The sequence below is a fragment of the Microbispora rosea genome (genome assembly GCF_044460045.1).
Lineage (GTDB): Bacteria > Actinomycetota > Actinomycetes > Streptosporangiales > Streptosporangiaceae > Microbispora > Microbispora rosea.
Genome location: NZ_JBITJO010000001.1, coordinates 460,725 through 480,828, shown reverse-complemented (window position 1 = coordinate 480,828; position 20,104 = coordinate 460,725). Strand labels below are relative to the sequence as shown.

18 protein-coding genes and 1 pseudogene are annotated in these 20,104 nt (G+C 70.1%); 9 read left to right on the top strand and 10 right to left on the bottom strand.

What is annotated here, in order from left to right:
* The first annotated feature begins 16 nt into the window (after nucleotides 1-16).
* From rnpA to ACIBK1_RS02230, 8 genes and pseudogenes are all read left to right on the top strand, one after another.
* On the top strand, nucleotides 17-394 hold the full coding sequence (rnpA, locus tag ACIBK1_RS02265; RefSeq protein ID WP_030508590.1) for a ribonuclease P protein component: 378 nt from the start codon (nucleotides 17-19) through the stop codon (nucleotides 392-394).
* A 26-nt stretch (nucleotides 395-420) separates the two neighbouring features.
* Nucleotides 421-705: a membrane protein insertion efficiency factor YidD gene (gene yidD, locus ACIBK1_RS02260; RefSeq protein ID WP_396733105.1), complete on the top strand. Its 285-nt coding sequence runs from the start codon at nucleotides 421-423 to the stop codon at nucleotides 703-705.
* Between the two features lie 4 nt (nucleotides 706-709).
* Entirely contained in the window at nucleotides 710-1,660 is a 951-nt protein-coding gene (yidC, locus tag ACIBK1_RS02255; RefSeq protein ID WP_030508591.1) for a membrane protein insertase YidC, read from the top strand.
* A gap of 18 nt (nucleotides 1,661-1,678) precedes the next feature.
* Nucleotides 1,679-2,173, top strand: a complete 495-nt coding sequence (locus tag ACIBK1_RS02250; RefSeq protein ID WP_030508592.1) for a Jag family protein — start codon at nucleotides 1,679-1,681, stop codon at nucleotides 2,171-2,173.
* Nucleotides 2,174-2,362: 189 nt separating this feature from the next.
* Nucleotides 2,363-3,043 carry a 16S rRNA (guanine(527)-N(7))-methyltransferase RsmG gene (gene rsmG, locus ACIBK1_RS02245; RefSeq protein WP_030508593.1) on the top strand — a complete coding sequence of 227 codons (681 nt, stop codon included), beginning with the start codon at nucleotides 2,363-2,365 and terminating at the stop codon, nucleotides 3,041-3,043.
* A 322-nt stretch (nucleotides 3,044-3,365) separates the two neighbouring features.
* Complete coding sequence (locus ACIBK1_RS02240) at nucleotides 3,366-4,139, top strand: ParA family protein (RefSeq protein WP_197042656.1); 774 nt, start codon at nucleotides 3,366-3,368, stop codon at nucleotides 4,137-4,139.
* A gap of 525 nt (nucleotides 4,140-4,664) precedes the next feature.
* Nucleotides 4,665-5,651: a ParB/RepB/Spo0J family partition protein gene (locus ACIBK1_RS02235; RefSeq protein WP_030508595.1), complete on the top strand. Its 987-nt coding sequence runs from the start codon at nucleotides 4,665-4,667 to the stop codon at nucleotides 5,649-5,651.
* A gap of 276 nt (nucleotides 5,652-5,927) precedes the next feature.
* Nucleotides 5,928-6,065: pseudogene (locus ACIBK1_RS02230) on the top strand (argininosuccinate synthase); the annotation flags it as partial.
* 626 nt (nucleotides 6,066-6,691) lie between these two features.
* On the opposite strand, the gene ACIBK1_RS02225 reads toward ACIBK1_RS02230, so the two are convergent.
* Nucleotides 6,692-7,642 (bottom strand): D-alanine--D-alanine ligase family protein, encoded by a 951-nt coding sequence (locus ACIBK1_RS02225; protein WP_030508596.1) that lies wholly within the window; start codon nucleotides 7,640-7,642, stop codon nucleotides 6,692-6,694.
* 477 nt (nucleotides 7,643-8,119) lie between these two features.
* On the bottom strand, nucleotides 8,120-9,352 hold the full coding sequence (locus ACIBK1_RS02220; RefSeq protein ID WP_081903601.1) for an aminotransferase-like domain-containing protein: 1,233 nt from the start codon (nucleotides 9,350-9,352) through the stop codon (nucleotides 8,120-8,122).
* 352 nt (nucleotides 9,353-9,704) lie between these two features.
* Here ACIBK1_RS02220 and ACIBK1_RS02215 point away from each other — a divergent pair, with 352 nt between their 5' ends.
* A complete protein-coding gene (locus tag ACIBK1_RS02215; protein ID WP_030508598.1) occupies nucleotides 9,705-10,325 on the top strand; it encodes a GNAT family N-acetyltransferase in 621 nt (206 codons plus the stop codon).
* 140 nt (nucleotides 10,326-10,465) lie between these two features.
* On the opposite strand, the gene trxA is transcribed toward ACIBK1_RS02215, so the two are convergent.
* The 8 genes from trxA to ACIBK1_RS02175 form a co-directional block, all read right to left on the bottom strand.
* A complete protein-coding gene (gene trxA, locus ACIBK1_RS02210; protein ID WP_030508599.1) occupies nucleotides 10,466-10,789 on the bottom strand; it encodes a thioredoxin in 324 nt (107 codons plus the stop codon).
* Nucleotides 10,790-10,867: 78 nt separating this feature from the next.
* A complete protein-coding gene (gene trxB / locus ACIBK1_RS02205) occupies nucleotides 10,868-11,797 on the bottom strand; it encodes a thioredoxin-disulfide reductase (protein ID WP_030508600.1) in 930 nt (309 codons plus the stop codon).
* A 151-nt stretch (nucleotides 11,798-11,948) separates the two neighbouring features.
* A complete protein-coding gene (locus ACIBK1_RS02200; protein ID WP_396731667.1) occupies nucleotides 11,949-12,932 on the bottom strand; it encodes an anti-sigma factor family protein in 984 nt (327 codons plus the stop codon).
* The gene (gene sigM / locus ACIBK1_RS02195; RefSeq protein WP_030508602.1) at nucleotides 12,922-13,563 is read right to left on the bottom strand and encodes an RNA polymerase sigma factor SigM; all 642 of its coding nucleotides are present in this window, start codon (nucleotides 13,561-13,563) and stop codon (nucleotides 12,922-12,924) included. The genes ACIBK1_RS02200 and sigM overlap by 11 nt, the downstream gene beginning before the upstream one ends.
* 9 nt (nucleotides 13,564-13,572) lie before the next feature.
* A complete protein-coding gene (locus ACIBK1_RS02190) occupies nucleotides 13,573-15,099 on the bottom strand; it encodes a serine/threonine protein kinase (RefSeq protein ID WP_396731664.1) in 1,527 nt (508 codons plus the stop codon).
* A 416-nt stretch (nucleotides 15,100-15,515) separates the two neighbouring features.
* Entirely contained in the window at nucleotides 15,516-17,114 is a 1,599-nt protein-coding gene (gene murJ / locus ACIBK1_RS02185; protein ID WP_030508604.1) for a murein biosynthesis integral membrane protein MurJ, read from the bottom strand.
* Between the two features lie 97 nt (nucleotides 17,115-17,211).
* The gene (locus ACIBK1_RS02180; protein ID WP_156080951.1) at nucleotides 17,212-19,458 is read right to left on the bottom strand and encodes a hypothetical protein; all 2,247 of its coding nucleotides are present in this window, start codon (nucleotides 19,456-19,458) and stop codon (nucleotides 17,212-17,214) included.
* A 46-nt stretch (nucleotides 19,459-19,504) separates the two neighbouring features.
* Nucleotides 19,505-20,041: an aminoacyl-tRNA deacylase gene (locus ACIBK1_RS02175; RefSeq protein ID WP_030508606.1), complete on the bottom strand. Its 537-nt coding sequence runs from the start codon at nucleotides 20,039-20,041 to the stop codon at nucleotides 19,505-19,507.
* Nucleotides 20,042-20,104 lie beyond the last annotated feature (63 nt).

Here is a 20,104-nt window from a genome sequence, read left to right as displayed (position 1 = left end):
CGTCGAGGAAGGCCCGGTGCTGCCGTCCGCGTCCCGCATGCGGCGGGGTGACGAGTTCGCCGACGCGATTCGCCGTGGGCGGCGCGCCGGGCGTCCGACGCTGGTCGCACACCTGAACCTGCGTGACGCCGACGAGCCACCGCTGGTCGGCTTCGTCGTGAGCAAGGCGGTCGGTGGCGCCGTCGTGCGGAACCAGGTCAGGCGCAGGTTGAGACACCTCGTGCGGAGCCGCCTGTCACTGCTGCCGAGAGGTAGCCTTCTGGTGGTACGCGCCAATCCACCGGCCGCGTCCGCGCGTAGCGAGCACCTGGCCGCCGAACTCGACGTCGCGCTGAGTCGTTTACTCCGGCGGCGCGGGTCCGATTCCCGGACCCCGACGGATGGACGGTCATGACAGCGCAGCAACCGACCCCGGCTGTGATGCCCGGGGAGGCCGATCGGCCCGCGACCTGGCCGGTCGCTCGCGTGCTGCTCGCGATCATCCGGTTCTACCGCGCCTTCATCAGCCCGATGCTGGGGCCGAGGTGCCGGTTCGAGCCGTCCTGCAGTGCCTATGGTCTGGAAGCCGTCGCCGTTCATGGAGCGGCGCGCGGGGTATGGCTGACCGTCAGGCGTATCGGACGGTGTCACCCGTTCCATCCTGGAGGTTTCGACCCGGTGCCCCCACGCCGAGTCCGGTCTCACGACGAAACGCAAGGGAGCTAGCTCGGTGGAGCTGCCATTCCTGAATTGGCTGTATACGGCGGTGGCCTGGGTGATCACCCAGATCCACGCCGGCTACAGCACTTTCATCCCCTCCAGCAGCGGTCTCAACTGGGCGCTGACCATCATCACGCTGACCGTGCTGATGCGTCTGCTGATCTTCCCGCTCTTCATGAAGCAGATGCGCTCGTCGCGCAAGATGCAGGAGCTGGCGCCCAAGGTCCAGGAGCTGCGGAAGAAGTACAAGAACGACAAGCAGCGCATGAACCAGGAGGTCATGCGGCTGTACCAAGAGGGGGGCGCCAACCCGCTCGGGGGCTGCCTCCCGATCGTCGCGCAGTTCCCGATCTTCATCTCGATGTTCACCGTGCTGCGGGCCATCGCCGAGGACCGGGCCGTTTTCGGCATGACCAAGGAGCTGGTGAACAGCGCGCGTGCCGCGCATGTCATCGGCGCGCCACTGGCGGCGAAGTTCTTCGACAGCGCTGAGGTCATCAGGAGCCTCGGCGCCCAGCCGCTGATGACGAAGATCGTGCTCGCCTGCTTCGTGGCCATCAGCTCGTGCACCACGTTCCTCACCGTCCGGCAGAGCGTGAAGCGCTCGGTGGCGCAGATGCCGGACAACCCCATGGCGCAGCAGCAGAAGATCCTCATGTACATCTCGCCGCTGTTCGCCGTCTTCAGCCTGAACTTCCAGCTCGGTCTGATCCTGTACTGGGTGACCACCAACCTGTGGACACTCGGCCAGCAGCACTGGTTCTACAGCCGTCACCCGATGCCGGTCGTGGACGAGAAGGGCAACATCACCACCCCCGAGCCGACGAACGGCATCTTCACCAAGTTGGTGGGAAAGCCCAAGGCGGCGCCGCAGCCTGAGCCGGAACCCGCCCCCAAGATCGTCCGTCAGCAGCCGACGCGCCAGCCCCGCAGCAAGCGCACCGGCAGCAAGAAGTCGTAGGAGAAGGAGAGTCCGGACGTGACCGAAGCTGAGGAGACCCTCAAGCCTGCTCCCGACATCGAAGCCCTGGAACAGGAGGGCGAGATCGCGGCGGACTACCTGGAGGGCCTGCTCGACATTGCCGACCTGGACGGCGACATCGACATGGACGTCGAGGGAGACCGTGCCGTGGTCTCGATCGTCGGCATCAAGGGCGACGAGCTCGTGGGCCCCGGCGGGGAGGTGCTGGAGGCGCTGCAGGAGCTGACACGCCTGGCCGTGCACCGGCAGACGGGGGAGCGTTCGCGGCTCATGCTCGACGTGGGCGGTTATCGGGAGCGGCGCCGCGCCGAGCTCACCAAGGTGGGCGCCGCGGCGGCCGACGACGTCAAGCGCACCGGTGAGCCGAAGGCGCTCAAGCCGATGACGCCGTTCGAGCGCAAGATCGTGCACGACGCGGTCGCCGCGGCGGGCCTGCGCAGCGAGTCCGAGGGCGAGGAGCCCCGCCGCTTCGTGGTGGTCCTGCCCGCCTGATCGCTTTTCACAGTTCCGACGCGGGGAAGCCGCCGGTCCCGACTAAGGGACCGGCGGCTTTTCCGTCCTGTACGTCCCTTCCTCGCCCTTCTCCTTCGGCCGGGTCCGCACCGCCGGATGTACGGCCGGCCGTCGCCGAAGGGGAAGGACGGTTACCCTTGGCCAAGAGCGTTCCTGGATGAGTGAGTGATGACGGAGAGCAACGAGCTGCCCGAGGCGCCCCCGGTGGCCCGGGAGATTTTCACCGGTGAGGCGTTGGAGCGGGCCCGGGTGTTCGCCGAGTTGCTCGCCGGGCCGGGCGTGGTGCGGGGACTGCTGGGACCGCGCGAGGTGCCCCGCATCTGGGACCGGCACCTGCTGAACTGCGCGGTCGTGGAGGAGGCGGTCCCGCCGGACTCGACTCTGATCGACATCGGCTCGGGCGCCGGCCTGCCCGGCCTTGTGCTCGCGATCGTCCGGCCCGATGTGACGGTGACGTTGCTGGAGCCGTTGCTGCGCCGCACCGTTTTCCTGTCGGAGTGCGTCGAGGCGCTCAAGCTCGACAACGTGGAGGTGCTGCGCGGGCGGGCCGAGGAGCTCGCCGGCAAGCGCGTCTTCGATGTGGCGACGGCGCGGGCGGTCGCGCCGCTCGACCGTCTGCTGTCGTGGTCGATGCCGCTGCTGCACGAGGGCGGGGAGTTGCTCGCGATGAAGGGGGAGCGGGCACAGGAGGAGCTGGACGCCGCCCGTCCCCAATTGGATTCGTTCGGAGTGAGGCACGTCGAGTTGGTCACAGTGGGGCGCGGTAGGGTCGAGCCGCCCGCGACCCTCGTTCGCGTCGTCGCCGGACGGTCTCCGCGGACGGACACGCGGAGGCGACGAAAGAGGTGAACCGGTGGCGGACGCCGGATCAGGCGGTGTGACAGCGGGTCTGGGTTGGCCGGAGACTCGGCTCCCCCTACGCTGGGAGATCGCGACAGCAGGCCGGTCCTCCGGGGTGGGCTGGCCTCGTCCCCCTGTCTCGCCGGTCGAAAGGACGACGACCGTGTCCCAGACCCCCCTTAACTCTGGCGATTCGCCGCTGGTACGAGAGGCACTGAGTTCTGTGGTTTCACGTGAAACAGCCGCCACGCCCCCGCAGGCGGCTGCGCCTTCCGTCGGTTACTCGACGCGCGACGAGGGGGCCTGGCCCCGGCCTTCCCGGTGTCGCGTGATGACGGTGGCCAACCAGAAGGGCGGCGTGGGGAAGACCACCACGGCCGTCAACCTCGCGGCGGCGTTGGCCATGCACGATCAGCGCGTTCTCGTGGTCGACCTGGACCCGCAGGGCAACGCGTCCACGGCGTTGGCGACCGAGCACCGGTCGGGGATGCCGTCGGTGTACCAGGTCCTCGTGGACGACATGCCGCTGTCGCAGATCGTGAAGCCGGTCCCCGACATGCCCAATCTGTACTGCGCTCCGGCGACACTCGACCTTGCAGGTGCGGAGATCGAGCTGGTTCCGATGGTCGGCCGGGAGACCCGTCTGCGGCGGGCGCTCGCCTCGTTCGACGCGATGGAGTTCGACTACATCCTCATCGACTGCCCGCCGTCGCTGGGCCTGCTGACCGTGAACGCCATGGCGGCGGCGCAGGAGGTGCTGATTCCCATCCAGTGCGAGTACTACGCCCTGGAGGGCCTCACCCAGCTTCTGCAGAACGTGGAACTGGTGCGCGCACACCTCAACCAGACGCTGTCGATCTCGACCATCCTGCTCACGATGTACGACGGGCGCACCCGCCTCGCCTCTCAGGTGGCCGAGGAGGTTCGTTCCCACTTCGGGGACACCGTGCTCGACGCCGTCATCCCCAGGAGCGTCCGCGTCTCCGAGGCTCCCAGCTACGGCCAGTCGGTCATGACGTACGACCCGGGATCGAGCGGGGCACTGGCGTACATGGGCGCCGCGCGTGAGATCGCCTATCGCGCTGCGGCCCTCACCGGCGCCTGACGGAGCCGAGATCCTGGCGTAGGCGCCGCCGCATGGACGGCGGAAGAGACGGCGGCGTGCGGACGAGGGCGTGATGGCCGCACGTCACGGCCTCCGCACGCGCCGGCTTGGCCTGATTCGGCGCGTCATGGCTTGGGACGTTCATGGCTTTGGGCAAGACGCCACTGCCACTACATGTGCCGGCTCGGGCAAGATCCGGTGCGTCACGGCTCGGGACATTCACGGCTTCGCCGGGGACGTCACTGCGCCGGGCAGAGACTCCGGTCTTCGCGAAGCCCGCTCCGGTCAACCCGCGGGGCCGCCGGGTCTGGGCGTTGGCTGTGGTCCTCACTCCCGCCCGCTCCGCTCCGTACGCCTGACCCACACACGGGGATCTGGCGGAAGGGGTGTGCACAGCCGGATGCGTGGAGACTCATGGCAGGGCTTCGCAGCGGTACTCTCTCCTGGTGTGTGCGTGCTGGTGCCCAGTGACCCCGAGTCGCTGGGCACCGGCTTCTGTGCGGGTGCGGGCATGAAGGAGCAGCGGTGAGCCAGCAGCGTCGGGGACTGGGCAAGGGTCTTGGGGCTCTGATCCCCACGGGACCGATCGTCGATCCGGCGTCCGCCGCGAGCGCTCCGCCTCCCGGTTCACAGGCGACCGTGCCGGGGGCGCAGGCGGTGGGCCTGCGTCCGGTCGAGGGCGCCTACTTCCAGGAGATCGAGGTCGGCTCCATCTCCCCGAACGCACGGCAGCCGCGAGAGGTGTTCGACGAGGACCGGCTCGACGAGCTCGCGGCGTCCATCAAGGAGGTCGGCCTGCTGCAGCCGGTCGTCGTCCGCGCCGTGGAGGACGACCGCTTCGAGCTCATCATGGGGGAGCGGAGGTGGCGCGCCTCGCAGATCGCCGGGCTCGACCGCATCCCTGCGATCGTCCGCAGCACCCAGGACGACGAGATGCTCCGCGAGGCGCTGATCGAGAACCTCCAGCGGGAGCAGCTGAACGCGCTGGAGGAGGCGGCCGCCTATCAGCAGCTTCTGGACGACTTCGGAGCCACCCACGAGGTGCTCGCCAGGAAGGTCGGACGGTCGCGCTCCCACATCAGCAACACCCTGCGATTGCTGAACCTTCCTCCCGAGGTGCAGCGGCGGGTGGCGGCAGGGGTGATCAGCGCCGGGCACGCCCGGGCGCTGCTGGCGCTGAACGACCCCGCGACCCAGGAGCGGCTGGCGACCCGGATCGTGGCCGAAGGGCTGTCGGTCCGGACCGTCGAGGAGATCGTGGCTCTGGGCGAGGCGACCGCGGGGCCGGCTCCCCGCAAGCCTCGGGCGAAGAAGCCGACCGCTCCGGCGCTGCGCGAGCTGGCGGAAAGCCTCTCGGACCACTTCGAGACGAAGGTGAAGGTCGATCTCGGCAGCCGTAAGGGGCGCATCGTGGTCGAGTTCTCCACGATCGACGACCTGGAGCGCATCATCGACACGATGGCGCCGGATGCCGCCCACGCGATGCGCAGCAGGGGCATCACGGCGGAGTGACCGCAGAGTCTGCGCTGATACTCGCGACCTGACGCAGGTTTCACGTGAAACATCGCGCCCAGTGCCAGGTGAGTGAGGTCCTGCGACGTCCAGACTGCGGGCAGGTCCGCGTCCGGTTCGCTTGACGACAGCCTGCGCGAGCCCCATCGCCGACTTCATCGCCGACCCACGCCTCGTTGTGCTCCTTGCCGCTGCGCAGCCGGATGGCCGTGGCGCTCACATGGCTGGACGGCCGCAGGAGGCCGGCGGCTCGGCTGTCTCGGAGGCTAGCGGTAGCCGGCGTTGATCCGGGTTGCCCACGCGTTGTCGACCGGGTTGATGGGTGCGATGCCCGAGGGCGGGGCCGAGCCGATCGCCTCTCGTGGGGAGCTCTCCACCGAGGGGGAGTTGCTCGACCAGGCAGCCCTGGAGTAGACAGCCGTGGCGCAGGCAGCCCTGGAGCTCGGCACCGACTGACAACCACGACCGGGGGACCCATGCCGCCCCGAGGCGAATGGCCATGATTGCCTGAGCCGCGTCGCCGGCCTGGAGAGAGTTCCTAGGCCGGCGACGCCGACGTCGTGATTCGGGGCACCCAGCGCATGAGGCAGATGCGACTCCCGGCCGCAGCGGCAGAACGGCCGCCGCGAGTGTCGGCCGCCATGGGGGAGAGCACGTGGGATGGCCGGAGACGCCGCCACAGGGACCGCGCGGACCTCAACCCGCCACGTTGCCCCCGTGTCACCGGCGGAGGGAGCGGAGCGGAAGGGGGCGAGGACCGCAGCGAAGACCCAGAGCGGATGGAGCGGACGCCACCCCCGCCAGCGTCCTGCTCACCGCACGGCGCACCGACCGGTCCCTGCCGAGAAGCTCGCACGCTCCATCGGCGTGGTTTCCTGGGCGGCTGTCTCGCGCAAGAGGGCGCCGCACTGTCACCGGGCACTGAGATCGAGCGTCCTCGCCGTCGTGACCCCGCCGCCCGTAGAAGGGCGGCCCGTTCGGTTGAGCCGCCCCTCCAGGTTGAGCCTGGAGGGGAGTGTTTCACGTGAAACGAAGGCGGATCAGCCTCGGGTGGCGGCGAGCTCCAGGAGTCCCTTGCACAGCGTGCCGAGATCCCGCCCCGCAGCCTCCGCCGCCATGGGCAGCAGAGAGGTCTCCGTCATGCCAGGGGCCACGTTCACTTCGAGAAAGTACGGCTTGCCGTCGGCGTCGACGATGAGGTCGGTGCGGGAGATGTCCCGAAGGCCGAGCGCGGTGTGGGCGGCGACCGCCATGCCCGCGCATGCCTCGGTGGCCTCGTGGGAGAGCCGGGCCGGCGCGAAGAACTCCGTCTGTCCGGCCGTGTATCGGGCTGCGTAGTCGTACACGCCTCGGTCGGGCACGATCTCCACCGGCGGCAGGGCGACCGGCCCATCGCCGAGATCCACCACGGAGACCGCCACCTCCACGCCCTGGACGTACCGCTCGATGAGCGCGGTGTCGCCGTAGGCGAAGCAGCCGACCATGGCGGCGGGCAACTCCTCGGCCGTGCGCACCATGGAGGCGCCCAGCGCGGAGCCGCCACGCGAGGGCTTGACGAAGAGCGGCAGGCCGAGCCGGTCGATGATGCGGGCGAGCACGGCCGTGGCACCGAGATCGTGGAACGTCTCCTTGGGCAGTGCCACCGAGTCGGGCGTGTTCAGCCCCCAGGAGCGGACGACCGCCTTCGCCGTGGGCTTGTCGAAGGCGACCCGGCAGGCGTCCGGGGTCGCGCCGACGTAGGGGACGTCGAGCAGTTCCAGCACCGAGCGGATGGCGCCGTCCTCTCCGGCGCCGCCGTGCAGGGTGACGAAGACCGCGTCCGGAGGGTCCGCCAGCACGGCGGGCACGAGGGTGGCGTCGGCGTCGCGGGTCTCCACGTCCACACCGGCACTGCGCAGCACTTCCGCGACGCGGCGTCCGGACCGGATGGAGACCTCACGCTCGTAGGAGAGCCCTCCCGCGAGGATGAGCACGTGGCCCAGGTCACTCATCACGCCTCACCGCCCATGCGCTCCGCCACGGCGCCGACCGCGGTCCGGCGGTGATCCGTTCCGCCTGGCCCGAGTCGCGTCCCCCTCCACGGACGCGCGGGGGGCGATCCTTGGGTCATCGTTCGCTCGCTCACGAAGAGGGCCTTTCTCGCCTCGAGAAGTCAGTACGGCCAGCCTGAACAGGCTAGTGCCCCGCCCGTGCCGCCGCGTCGTCGCCGTCACGTCTCGGACAAGGTCGTACTTGTGCCGGAGCCGCCCATGAGCGGTGCCATGGGCGGCTCCTCTGTCACGTGCGGGCAGCGGCCGTACCGTGTCTAGTGCGCTGTCCGCCACCATTCACCGGGCGGAGAGAGCGGAGCGGAAGGGAGCGAGGACCACAGCGAGAACCCAGAGCAGGTGAAGCGGAGCGGGCTTCGCGGGGACCTGCGTTTCCTTCCGGCGCAGTGACCGACCCGGCCAAGGTTCGTGGACACCCCGCTAGGCGAGATCCGGGCCGGGAGTGTCGACGCCGGCGTGCCCCGGGGTGGAGCCCGTGCCGAACGTGTCCCGCAGCCTGAGCTCCTGCTCGATCACGCCGGCCAGGCGGCGCACGCCCTCCTTGATGCGGTCGGGCTCCGGGTAGCAGAACGACAGGCGCATGTTCCGCGCGCCGCCGCCGTCGGAGTAGAAACCGGTGCCGGGCACGAACGCGACCCGCTCGGCGACCGCACGGGGGAGGATCGCCTTGGAGTTGAGCCCCTCGGGCAGTGTCATCCAGACGAAGAACCCGCCGGCGGGGCGGGTCCACGTGCAACCGGGCGGCATGAGCACGTCGAGCGCTCCGAGGAGCGCGTCGCGCCGCTCGCGGTACAGCTCACGGAACGACTTGATCTGCTCCCGCCACGGCTGGGTGGCGAGATACTGGCCGACGGCGAGCTGGGTGAAGGACGAGTGCGACAGCACCGCCGACTCCATGGCCAGGACCAGTTTGTCGCGTACGGCGTGCGGGGCGAGGGCCCAGCCGACGCGGAAGCCGGGGGCGAGGGTCTTGGAGAACGAGCCGAGGTAGACCACGCCCTCGGGGTCGTCGGCCCGCAGCGCGCGCATCGGTTCCCCGTCGAACCCCAGCAGGCCGTAGGGGTTGTCCTCCACCACGAGGACACCGGCGCGGCGGCAGATCTCCAGCACCTGGCGGCGGCGCACCTCGTTCAGCGTCACGCCGGCCGGGTTCTGGAAGTTGGGGATCGTGTAGAGGAACTTGATCCGGTTGCCGGCCGCATGGAGCGCGTAGATGGTCTGCGCGAGGGACTCGGGGATGAGGCCCTGGTCGTCCATCGCGATGTGCACGACCTTGGCCTGGTAGGCGCTGAACGTCCCGAGCGCGCCGACGTACGAGGGTCCTTCTGCGAGCACGACGTCGCCGGGGTCGATGAAGATTCTGGTGATCAGATCGAGCGCCTGCTGCGAGCCCACGGTGACGACCACGTCGTCGGCGTTCGCCTCGATGCCCTCCATGCGCATGACCTCACAGATCTGCTCGCGCAGGGCGGGGTCGCCCTGCCCGGAGCCGTACTGCAGAGCCACGGAGCCGCGCGAGGCGACCAGGTCGGCGACGAGCTCGCTGACGAGGTCGAGGGGGAGCGCGTTCACGTACGGCATGCCGCCGGCGAGCGAGACCACCTCGGGCCTCGACGCGACGGCGAAGAGAGCTCGGATCTCGGAGGCGACCATCCCGGCTGCGCGGGCGGCGTACCTGTCGACGTAGGCGTCAATGCGCGACCCATGAGTCGCGTTCGTCCGACCGTGATCAATCTCTTGTGCCACGGTCCACCTCCGATCACGTAGCCGAGAAATCCAGGGTACGGTAACGCGCCACTCCGATCACAACAGGGTATTGACCATCAAGGGCCCCTTTTCTTGCATTCCCGCACCACTGGTTTCGGCCCGCCCAACCCCTTTAATGGTCGTCGGCGGCCGTTGTGGCGGACCCGCTCCCGCCCTTCCGCTGAGTTACGATGCGAGCTGGAGACGCCGTATTCGCGCGCTTTTCTGGCAGGACTCCTGACGGGGATTGGGGCATCACGTGTCGCGTCGGCTGGTCAATGTCACCCTGGACAATCTCGATGACCTGCCGCGGCGGTGCCGGCGGTGCGTGTTCTGGGAGCTCGACCCCGTCAGCGGTGAGCGCGCCGCGGAGGCCGGCGACCCGGCCCTGGAGAAGGAGGCGTGGATCTCCGCGACCCTCCTCGAATGGGGAAGCTGCGGGAAGATCGCCTATGTCGACGGCGTGGCGGCCGGATTCGTGCTCTACGCCCCGCCCTTGTACGTCCCGCGCTCGGTGGCGTTTCCGACCTCCCCGGTCAGCTCGGACGCCGTGCTGCTGATGACCGCGCACATCGTGCCGGAGTTCACCGGCGGCGGGCTGGGCCGGATGCTCGTGCAGGGCGTGGCCAAGGACCTGACCCGCCGCGGCGTACGGGCGATCGAGGCGTTCGGCGACCTGAAGTGGGAGCAGGTGGGCGGCTGCGTGCTGCCCGCGGACTACCTGCTGTCGGTCGGGTTCAAGACCGTACGCCCGCATCTGCGCTTCCCCCGGCTCCGGCTGGAGCTCAAGACGGCCGTGTCGTGGCGTGAGGACGTCGAGGTGGCACTGGAGCGCCTGCTGGGGTCCATGTCTCCGGAGCGGGCCCTGCGGCCCGTCTGAGGCGCTTCCAGCGATCCCGTACACGCTCCGGGAGCCGGTCCCGTACGCCCCCCAGGGAGCCGGTCCCGTACGGACCCGGGAAACGCGAGAGCCCCCCGCACACGCGGGAGGCTCTTCGGGTGGTGCCGGCGGAAACCGCGTCAGATGACGCCGTCGAGCTCGCGCAGCAGCATGGCCTTCGGCTTGGCGCCGATGATCTGCTTGACGACCTCTCCGCCCTTGTAGACGTTCATCGTCGGAATCTGGAGCACACCGTAGTCCCGCGGCGTGACCGGGTTCTCGTCGATGTTCAGCTTGACGATGGTCAGCTTGTCGGCGTTCTCGGCGGCGATCTCCTCGAGGATCGGCCCGACCTGACGGCACGGACCGCACCACTCGGCCCAGAAGTCGACCAGAACCGGCTTGTCGCTCTTGAGGACCTCGGCCTCGAAGCTCGCGTCGGTCACGCTCTTGATCGCGCCCACGGTATCTCTCCCCTTGCGTGAGTGGTGTGGCGGTGCAGTCAACCGCGGGGACGGTCCCCGCATTCCCGATGCCGGGACTCAGGCGTTCAGCGTCAGCCAGCGCTCGGCGTCCAGCGCCGCCGCACATCCGGTCCCGGCCGCCGTGATGGCCTGACGATAGGTGTGGTCCACGACGTCCCCGGCCGCGAACACCCCGTCGATGTTCGTCCGCGTCGACGGCGACTCGACCTTGATGTACCCCTGCTCGTCCAGATCGATCTGGCCCTTGAGCAGCTCGGTGCGAGGATCGTGTCCGATCGCGATGAACAGGCCGCCCACCGCGAGATCGGACTCCTCACCGGTCTTGACGTTGCGCACCCGCACACCGGAGATCCGGTCCTCGCCGAGCACCTCGACGATCTCGCTGTCCCAGACGAAGCGGATCTTCTCGTTCGCGAACGCCCGGTCCTGCATGATCTTGCTGGCGCGCAGCGAGTCGCGGCGGTGGATCACCGTCACCGACTTGCCGAACCGGGTCAGGAAGATCGCTTCCTCCATCGCCGTGTCGCCGCCGCCGACGACCACGATCTCCTGGTCGCGGAAGAAGAACCCGTCACAGGTGGCGCACCACGACACACCCCGCCCCGACAGCCGCTTCTCGTTCTCCAGCCCGAGCTCGCGATAGCCCGACCCGGTGGCCAGGATCACGGCCTTGGCGTAGTAGGTGTCGGTGTGGGTCTTGACGACCTTGGGGTTCGCCTCCAGGTCCACCTCGACCACGTCGTCGGCCACCAGTTCGGCGCCGAACCGCTCGGCCTGCTTGCGGAAGTTGTCCATGAGGTCCGGTCCCATGATGCCGTCGGGGAACCCGGGGAAGTTCTCCACATCGGTCGTGTTCATCAACGCGCCGCCGGCGGTGACCGACCCCTCGAAGACGAGCGGCTTGAGGTCCGCGCGCGCGGTGTAGACGGCCGCCGTGTAACCGGCCGGACCCGACCCGATGATGATCACGTTACGAACGTCGCTCAACGGACCCGCCTTCTTCGCTCCCGGTGGATGTGCAGTGCCGTCAACAGATCCTAGGCCCCGGTCATTCCCGTGCCGAGCCCCGATACGGCGAAGCCCCCCGGAGGTCGCGGGGGGCTTCGTCACTGCCGATGGTACGGCTCGCGCCGCGCGGTCACTTCCAGGAGGCCAGAACCTCGGGCCGCAGCTTGTGGCACTGCGAGTCCACCACGACCACCCGGACGGCGTTGCTGCTCTTGTCCTCCCAGAACGCCATCACCGTGGCCTCGTTGCCGTTGTAGAGGGCCTTGTCGACGCCGATCGGTGTGCGGTCGAGCTCGGTGGAGAACCGTTTGACGCAGGTGTCGAGGTCCTCGTCGTCGTTGGTGCCCGAGCCGGGCGCCACGCCGAAGTAACCCAGCAGCGGCCCGTGCAGCTCCCGGCTGGTGTAGTTGTGGCCGCTGGCGTACGTCGAGTAGGTCAGCGCCTCGACATTGTCCGGGCTCTGGCCGGGGTCGCCCTGGCTCACCACCTGCTGGGCCGGCGAGTCGCCGAACGAGAGCAGGCCGGTGGCGAGACCGCCGCTCCCGATCACCACGGCCGCCGCCGCGGCGACCGCGGCCGGCAACGCCCACGTGCGCCGCCTGGACGCCTTGCGGCCCGCCGTACGCGGTCCCGATCGGCGCCTGGCCGGCACGATCGTCCCGTCGTCGGCGACGACGCCCAATGGAGCCGCCGTGGCGGCCACCGGCGCCGGCTCGCGCTCCGGCTCCACGTCCGCAGCGGTTTCCGCGATGGTTCCCACGGGGGTCGCGACCGGAGGCTCGACCGTCTCCCACGGAACGTCGTCCCATGGGGCGCTGTCCCACGGAGCGGTCTCCTGTGGAGCGCTTTCCCATGGCGCGTCCCGCAGGACGCGGTCCCAGTCCGGAGCCTCGGCGGCCAGCGCCCGGTCGATACGCCTGGCGACGCCCAGGGGCATCGCCGGCACCGGCATCGCCGCCAGGACCTCGCGGACCGCGGCCAGGTCGGCGAGACTCTCCCCGCAGGGGTCGCAGACCGCGAGATGCTCGCGGACCCGCCGGGCCGTCGTGTCGTCGAGGAGACCCTCCGCCAGTTCGGCGAGAACCTCCAGGTCGTAGTGCGTGTCACCCGTCACGAAGTTCTGCTCCCTTCCCGGATGAGACGCGAGTGAGGTCGGATCGGTTCCGCAGATGCGAAAGAATCGGGGCGAGTTTGGCGCGCCCCCGTGCGCAGCGGCTCTTCACGGTGCCCGGTGGGACGCCCAGCACCGCCGCCGCGTCGTCCACCGCGTACCCCATCATGTCGACCAGCACGAGAGCCGCCCGCTGGTCGGGCGGCAGCAGCTTGAGAGCCGCCGTGACCTCCAGGGAGACCTCGCGCTCGCCTGCCTGGTCGGTCGCCGGGGACTCGCGCTCCGCGGCCTCGATGAGCTCGTCGTCGGCGACCGGGCGCACCGACTTGCGGCGCATGCGGTCGAGGCAGGCGTTGACCACGATGCGGTGCAGCCAGGTCGTGACCGCCGCCTCGCCGCGGAAGCTGTCCGCCTTCCGGTACGCCGAGACGAACGCGTCCTGGACCGCGTCGGCGGCCTCGTCGGGATCGCCGAGCGTACGCAGGGCGACCGCCCACATCCGGTCGCGGTGCCGCCTGACGATCTCGCTGAACGCGTGAGGGTCGCCGCCGAGATGGCGGGCCAGCAGGTCGGCATCGGACGTCGCGCGTCGCGCGTGCTCAGCCGTCGGGGGATTGTCTGGTGGGGAATTCACAAGTCCCTGCTATGCCGATCCTGGGGAATGCACCGTTACGTCGTAGATAGTGCCACGATACTGCCCGTTGTAGGGGGGAAGCCGAGTGAACCAGATCAAAACGTACTGACCCGTCGTGGCCTTTTCCGGAGTGAGCGTCACCGAACCCGATGCGCCCTTCTTCTCCGCCACGGTCTTGAGTGAGGACAGTTCCGCCGCGTCGCCCACCTTGAGCTGCACGGTCGATCCGCCGGCGTTACCCAGGGAGACGACCACGTCGGCGATGGGGACCGGCTTGCCCATGTCGAGGATGAGCCCGACCCCGTCCTTGAGCCGCCCCAGGTCGGCGCTGCTGTAGCTGTCGGTGTGCCAGTCGGTGGACGGCTTGCCGTCCACGGCGAGCGGAGCGATCTCCGGCTTCTCGGCGCGGTCGGTGCCCAGGGGGTCGAACCCGGCCGCGCTCACCGGCTTGACGGTGACCGGCTTCCGCGAGGGGGAGGGGGACTGCGCGGCGCCCGACTCGGCCACGCCCCGCGGGGTGTTGCCGAGGTTCTTGCCCACGGTCCAGGCGCCCACGCCGACGGCCGCCATCACGAGCAGGACGATGACGGTCAGCAGGATCTTGCTCGCGGCGCCGCTCTGCGGGCGCGGCGGCAGCGGCGGCGGCGAGGTCATCGCCATCTGGTGCGCCAGATGAGACGGCATGCGGGGCGGCATGGTGGACATGCCCAGCCCGTCCGGCGCCTCGCTGCGCAGGTTCAACGCGGGCGGCGCGGTGGTGACCGGCGCCGGCGCGGGGCGGGGCACCACGGCGAGCGCCTCGGCGACGTCGGCCGGGGTGGCGAGCGGCGGCTGCCCCCGCCGCGGCTCCTGCAGCAGCGCGCGGCAGGTGATGGCGTCGAGATAGCCGGGGACTCCGGCGGTGACCTGCCGGGGCGTGCAGATCTTGCCGTCGTCCAGGGGCGCGGCGGGCAGCCCGCAGTCCAGGTCGCCGGGCCAGTGGCCGGTCAGCGCCGCGTAGAGCAGGCGGCCCAGCCCTTCGGCGTCCTCCCTGGCGGGATCCTCGCTGCTCAGGTCGAGGATCGCGGCGTCGACGGCGAGGCCGAGGAGCTTGACCGTGCCGCCGCTCGTCCAGACCAGGCGGCCGGGGGTCAGGTGCAGGTGGGTGAGCCCCGCCGTGTGCGCGTGCGCCAGCGCCTCGGCGGCCTCGGCGACCAGGGCCGCGCCCCGCTCGGGCTCGACGGGCCCGCTCTCCAGCAGGTCGAGGAGCGACTCTCCGCTGACCCACTCGCTCACGACGTACGCCGTGCCGTCCTCGTCCGCCGCGTCGAAGACCTGGGTGAGGCGGGGGTCGGTCAGGCGGCTCGCCTGGCGGGCGGCGGTGACCACCTCCTGGACCCGGGAGAAATCGGGTGTGAACGTGTGGACCGCGACCGGGCGGGCGAGGATCTCGTCCAGGGCCTTCCACAGGGTCGCGCCGCCGGACTCGTGGACCCTGTCCTCCAGGCGGAACCGATCCGCCAGCCGGGTCCCCGGTTCGACCGTGGACATGCTCATGCGGCCGCCCCGCTCCGCGGCTTGTCGGCATGCATCAGCCGATGCCGGGTGGTTCCGCCCACGCCTTCCCGCTTCCGCTCGCCGGTCCGAAACTCCAGATCGCGCCCCTAAGACCTCCTGCCTGCCGTGGTCGCCGAGCGGAGCACCGCCGGGTCGGCGAGACCCCGGAGACGAGCATCCGCGGGGCCGGAACAGGCCCGCACGGCCGCCGCCGCCGGTCCTCCTCCGCCTCGCGGTCGCCCGCCCGGCCGAATCCATCGGTAGGGCAAGTTTCTGCGGGACGTTCCCTGAGTGTGTCTCAACACTCCCTGGCGCACCATGCTAGTGCCGTGCCGCTTGTGCCCGCCTTCCCGATCGAAGACGTCCGAATCGGACTTTCGAGTTACCTTCCAGTTGCCGGTCGTTCTTGAGGACTCTTACCGTCCTACCCGGCTTGCGACAAGTCCAATGATGGAGCGGACCTCGGGAACCCGCAGCCGGTGCGCGGCCAGCATGTAGAGCAGCATTCCGGCGCCGCCGCCCACCACGAGCACCACGGCCGAGCTGACGGGGGTGATCGAGGTGATCTCCCTGGCCAGCCACAGGACCGCCAGCGCCAGCGCGGCGGCCGGGATCGCCGCCGCATACATCCGGCCCAGGCCGGCGGTGACCTCACGGCCGCCGAGTCCGCCGATCTTCCGGCTCGCCAGCACCCACCCGACGCCGCAGAGCGCGACGTACGTGATCAGGTAGGCGAAGGCCAGCCCGATGACGACATACCGATCGGGGAGAGTGAAGTAGGCGACGAGACTGAGTGACGCGTTGATGACCACGTTCACCCCGGCCATGATCGCGGGCGTGCGGGTGTCCCCGAAGCTGTAGAAGACCCGCAGCAGGAGCTGGAAGACCGAGAACGGCATGAGCGCGACGCCGAACACCTGCAGCACATGACCGATGTAGATCGCGTTGGCCGTCGTCATGTGGCCCCAGGAGAAGATCAGTGTGGTGACCGCCGGGCCGAGCACCATCAGCAGCAGGCCCGAGGGGACGATGACGCAGGAGACCATCCGCACACCGGAGGAGAACTCCTCGCGGGCCGTGGCGAGGTCCCCGTCCGCCACGAGCCTGCTCATCCTGGGCAGCATCGCCGTGATCACCGACACCGCGATGATCCCGTACGGGAGCTGGAAGAGCTGGAACGCGTACGCCCACGCGCTGTTGCCGGCGCCCGGGGCCCGCTCGCCCGCGCCGGTGGCGAGCTTGGTGATGACCAGGAGCCCGATCTGGTTGACGCCGACGAAGACGAACGTCCACACGGCGGCCCTCGCCGCCTCGCCGAGCCCGGTGTTGCGGACCCCGAAGCGCGGGCGGAACCGGAACCCGACCCGGTGCAGCGCGACGATCAGGACCAGCGCCTGGGCCAGAATGCCCGCGGTGGTGCCGAGGCCGAGCAGCGTGAGGTCGCGCTCGGTCACCTTCTCGATGTCGGACGTCCCGACGACGTAGTAGGCGGCCAGGACCCCCATGACCACGATGTTGTTGAGCACCGGCGCCCACATCGGGGCCGCGAACCTGTCCCGCGTGTTGAGGATCGCCCCGGCCAGTGAGCCGATCCCGAAGAACGCGATCTGCGGGAGCAGATACCTGGCGAGCGTGGTGGCCACCGCGACCTTGTCCTCGGACCAGTTCGAGGCGGTGTAGAGCTCCATGATCGGCCGGGCCAGCAGCACGCCGATCACCGCGACGGCCGTCAGCACCACCACGCCCAGCGTCATCAGCCGCTGCTCGAACGCCTGGCCCCCGTCGGGGTCCCGCTTCTGCGCCCGCACGATCACCGGCACGACCACGGCGCTGAGGATGCCCTGGAGCAGCAGGTCGAGCAGGATGTAGGGGATCTGGTAGGCCGCGTTGTAGGCGTCGCCGAGCGCGAGGGTGCCGATGGCGGCGGCGAGCATCGCCGTACGGACGAAGCCGGTGAGCCGCGAGACCATCGTCCCGGCCGCCATGATCGCGCTGGCCCGCAGCATCCTGCTCATGGTTGTCCTTCGGTTCGCGGCGGCCGGACTTGGGGTGGCCGCCTTCCTCCAGTGGTCCCGGGCGTGAGAGTGGTGGTCCGGATTATGGCGACCCAGACTACGGCGATTGGGTGCGCTCGGCCGGGACGGCTCCCTGCCGGTCGCCGGGCGGGCCCTCCTCGTCACCGGAGCCGTCGAACGGGAACGCCTTGCGTGACCTGCGGCGCAGGACGCGCATCACCACGGCGGCCAGCATGATGACCACGGCCGCCCCCACGATGACGAGGGCGATGCCGGTGTAGCCGGTCGCGCGCACCACGACGCGCACGGCACTGCCGTACTTCTCGTCACCGTCGGTCAGCAGCTGCACCGCGATGCTCGCGTCGCCGCCCTCGTTGCGCACGATCACCGGCACGTTCACGAGCTGGCTGCGCCCCGCGAGGATCCTGGTGGTGGGGGTCATGTAGACCCCTGCGGGCGCGTCGATCGCGAGCCGCGACTTGCTGGCCGACGTGACCCGGATCTTGATCTGGATGTCCTTGTCCAGGTTGTTGGCCACGCTGACCGGGACCTGGCCGTTGCTTCCCGCGACCGCGCGCGGGGTGTCGAGCACGGACACGTCGTCGATGCGTTCGTCGATGGCCTTCTGCACCTGCCCGGCGAAGGACAGCGCCCGCTTGCCGTCGCCCCGCCAGGAGGCCGAGGACAGCCGGAGTATGGCCGTGTGGAAGACGTCCGTGTGCTCCTCGGTCACGGTGGCCACGGCGTCGGCCTTGCGCTCCAGCTTGCGTACGGTCGCGAGGTAGGAGCGGCTCAGCTCGGCCTGGCGGTCGCGCTCGGTGTACGTCAGGTCGGCGCGCGGCACCCCCGCCCGGCCCGGCTTGATCGAGTCGAGCGAGGTCATGCGCAGCCAGGGGGCGCTGGAGGCGGCCTGCAGGAGGCTGGAGACGAACGCCGGGTCGGGCGTCCACAGATGCGACTCGGGGGTCGCGATCACCGTGCGCGTGGCCGCCTTCGCCGTGTCGCCCTGCCCGGTCCCGCCGGTCTGGCCCGTCTGTCCGGACGGGCCGGTCTGCTGCTCGAAGGCGATCATCGCGGTCTCGGCGAGGAACCGCTGCCGCGCGAGCATCGCGGCGCCGGGAGCGGACATGTTCCCGCCGAGGACCTCGCTGAGCGTGGGGTCGGCCAGCAGCGCGGTGAGCGGGTTGTCCGCGACGGTGTCGAGCGTGGCGGCGCCGTCGGGAGTGGTCTGCGCGGGCGGGGGAACGGGCTGACCGTTCTGCGGCGCCTCCTGCCCCGTGTTCTGCGCCGTGGCCCGCGGCGGCAGCGCGTCTCCCGAGAGCAGCACGGACGTCACGCCCGACATCGCCAGCTCGTCCACCGCGTCGCGGTCGATCTTGCCGTTGGCCGGCCACGCGGTGGTGCCGTGGATCTCCCGGCCGAGCAGTTCGCTGGCGAGCGCCGCCCCGCGCTGGACGGACGCGGCGGCCTGCTTGTCGAGGCCGTGGTGGACCAGCGCGGCCATGTCCGGGTCGGCGTACGGCGTGGCGAGGACGGTCTTGTCCGTCAGCGCGCTGCGAAGGCCGTTCAGCCACTGGCCCGCGGCCGGGTCGGCGTCCTTGCGCGTGCCGCGCACGTTCCTGGGACCGGAGGACAGGACGCGGACGTCGTCGAGCAGGGCGGGGTCCACGAACCAGGTCACCCCGTCGCCGGTGTCCTGCGCCGTCTGGAGCAGCGACGCCAGGCGGCCGGAGGTTAGCGAGGCCGACAGGTCGTCGTCCATGAACGTCGCGTCGTCGGCGCGGTGGGGCCGGTCGACGATCGGCAGGGCGACGGCCAGCTTGACCTTGGGGATCTGCTCGCCCTTGGGGGCGTACGTCAGGAAGGTCCGCTCGACCCCGAGCCGCTGCCCGGTCCCCGCGTCAGTCAGCTCGATCTCGAAGGGATAGACCCCGGGCCGGGGCATGCCCAGCTCCGCGGGGGTCACGGTGAACCGGAACGGAAGCTTTCCCGACTGGTCGAGCGGCGTGGCCTGGATCCTGGTGCTCCAGTTGGTGGTGCCGTACCCCTGCTCCGAGAGGTAGGCCGCCATCTCGGCACGGGAGGCGAACGGTCTGCCCCGGGAGTAACGGACGGCGACCCGGACGAATGATCCCGGAGTGCCGGAGACGGTCCCCGCGACCGTGATGGGGGAGGTGGCGACGCGCACGACCTCCGGCGTGATCTCGCTGACGGAGAGCGGATCGGCCGGTGCCGCGGCCGCGACACGACCCGGAGGAGGTGCCGCGACAGCCGTACCGGCCATGCCCGCGGGGGAGGCGAGCAGGGCGGTCAGCAATGTCAGCAGCGCGGCCTTACGGATCATGTGCCGGCCGGCGGTGAGGTACGGCGCACGCCCAGAATGCTATGGCCTAAGCCGTCCGCATAGGACTCACCAGGCTCGCCAGTCCCCTCCTGTGGGTGGCGCTCAGGTCGACGGGCTTGGCCGCGACCAGGTCGAACAGGTGGATGGCACGCAGGCGCAACGCCGTGCGGCGCTCGCCGGTCGCGGTGTGGACGACCTCGTCGGGATCGATGCGGTCCATCAGGCGCTGGTCCACCAGAACGGTCAGGTCGTCGGGCAGCAGGAGCGGGCAGACCAGGCCGTGCGCGTAGTCGGTCGCGGAGTTCACGGTGAAGGCGGACGCGGGGGTTACCCTGTGGGCGCGCAGGACGGCGCCCACAGCCGCCGGCACGGGGCAGGCGTTCACCGCGCTCACCACGGCCACCTCGTGGGTCCGCCCACGCGCCGACACCTCGAACAGCGACACGCACAGGCACTTCTCGGGAGTGACCCCCAGCACCTCGGGGAGCTCGTCCGAGCATGTCAACGGGCGCGGAAGACGTACGATCTCATGGTGGATCTGGTGGGCGAGGAGCCAGCGGTGAATCGCGAGAGCGTCTTTCATCTCGTGTGCTCCTTGCGTCGTCCAGCGCCCCCGAACCGTCCGTAGCCTGGTGATCGCTAGGTG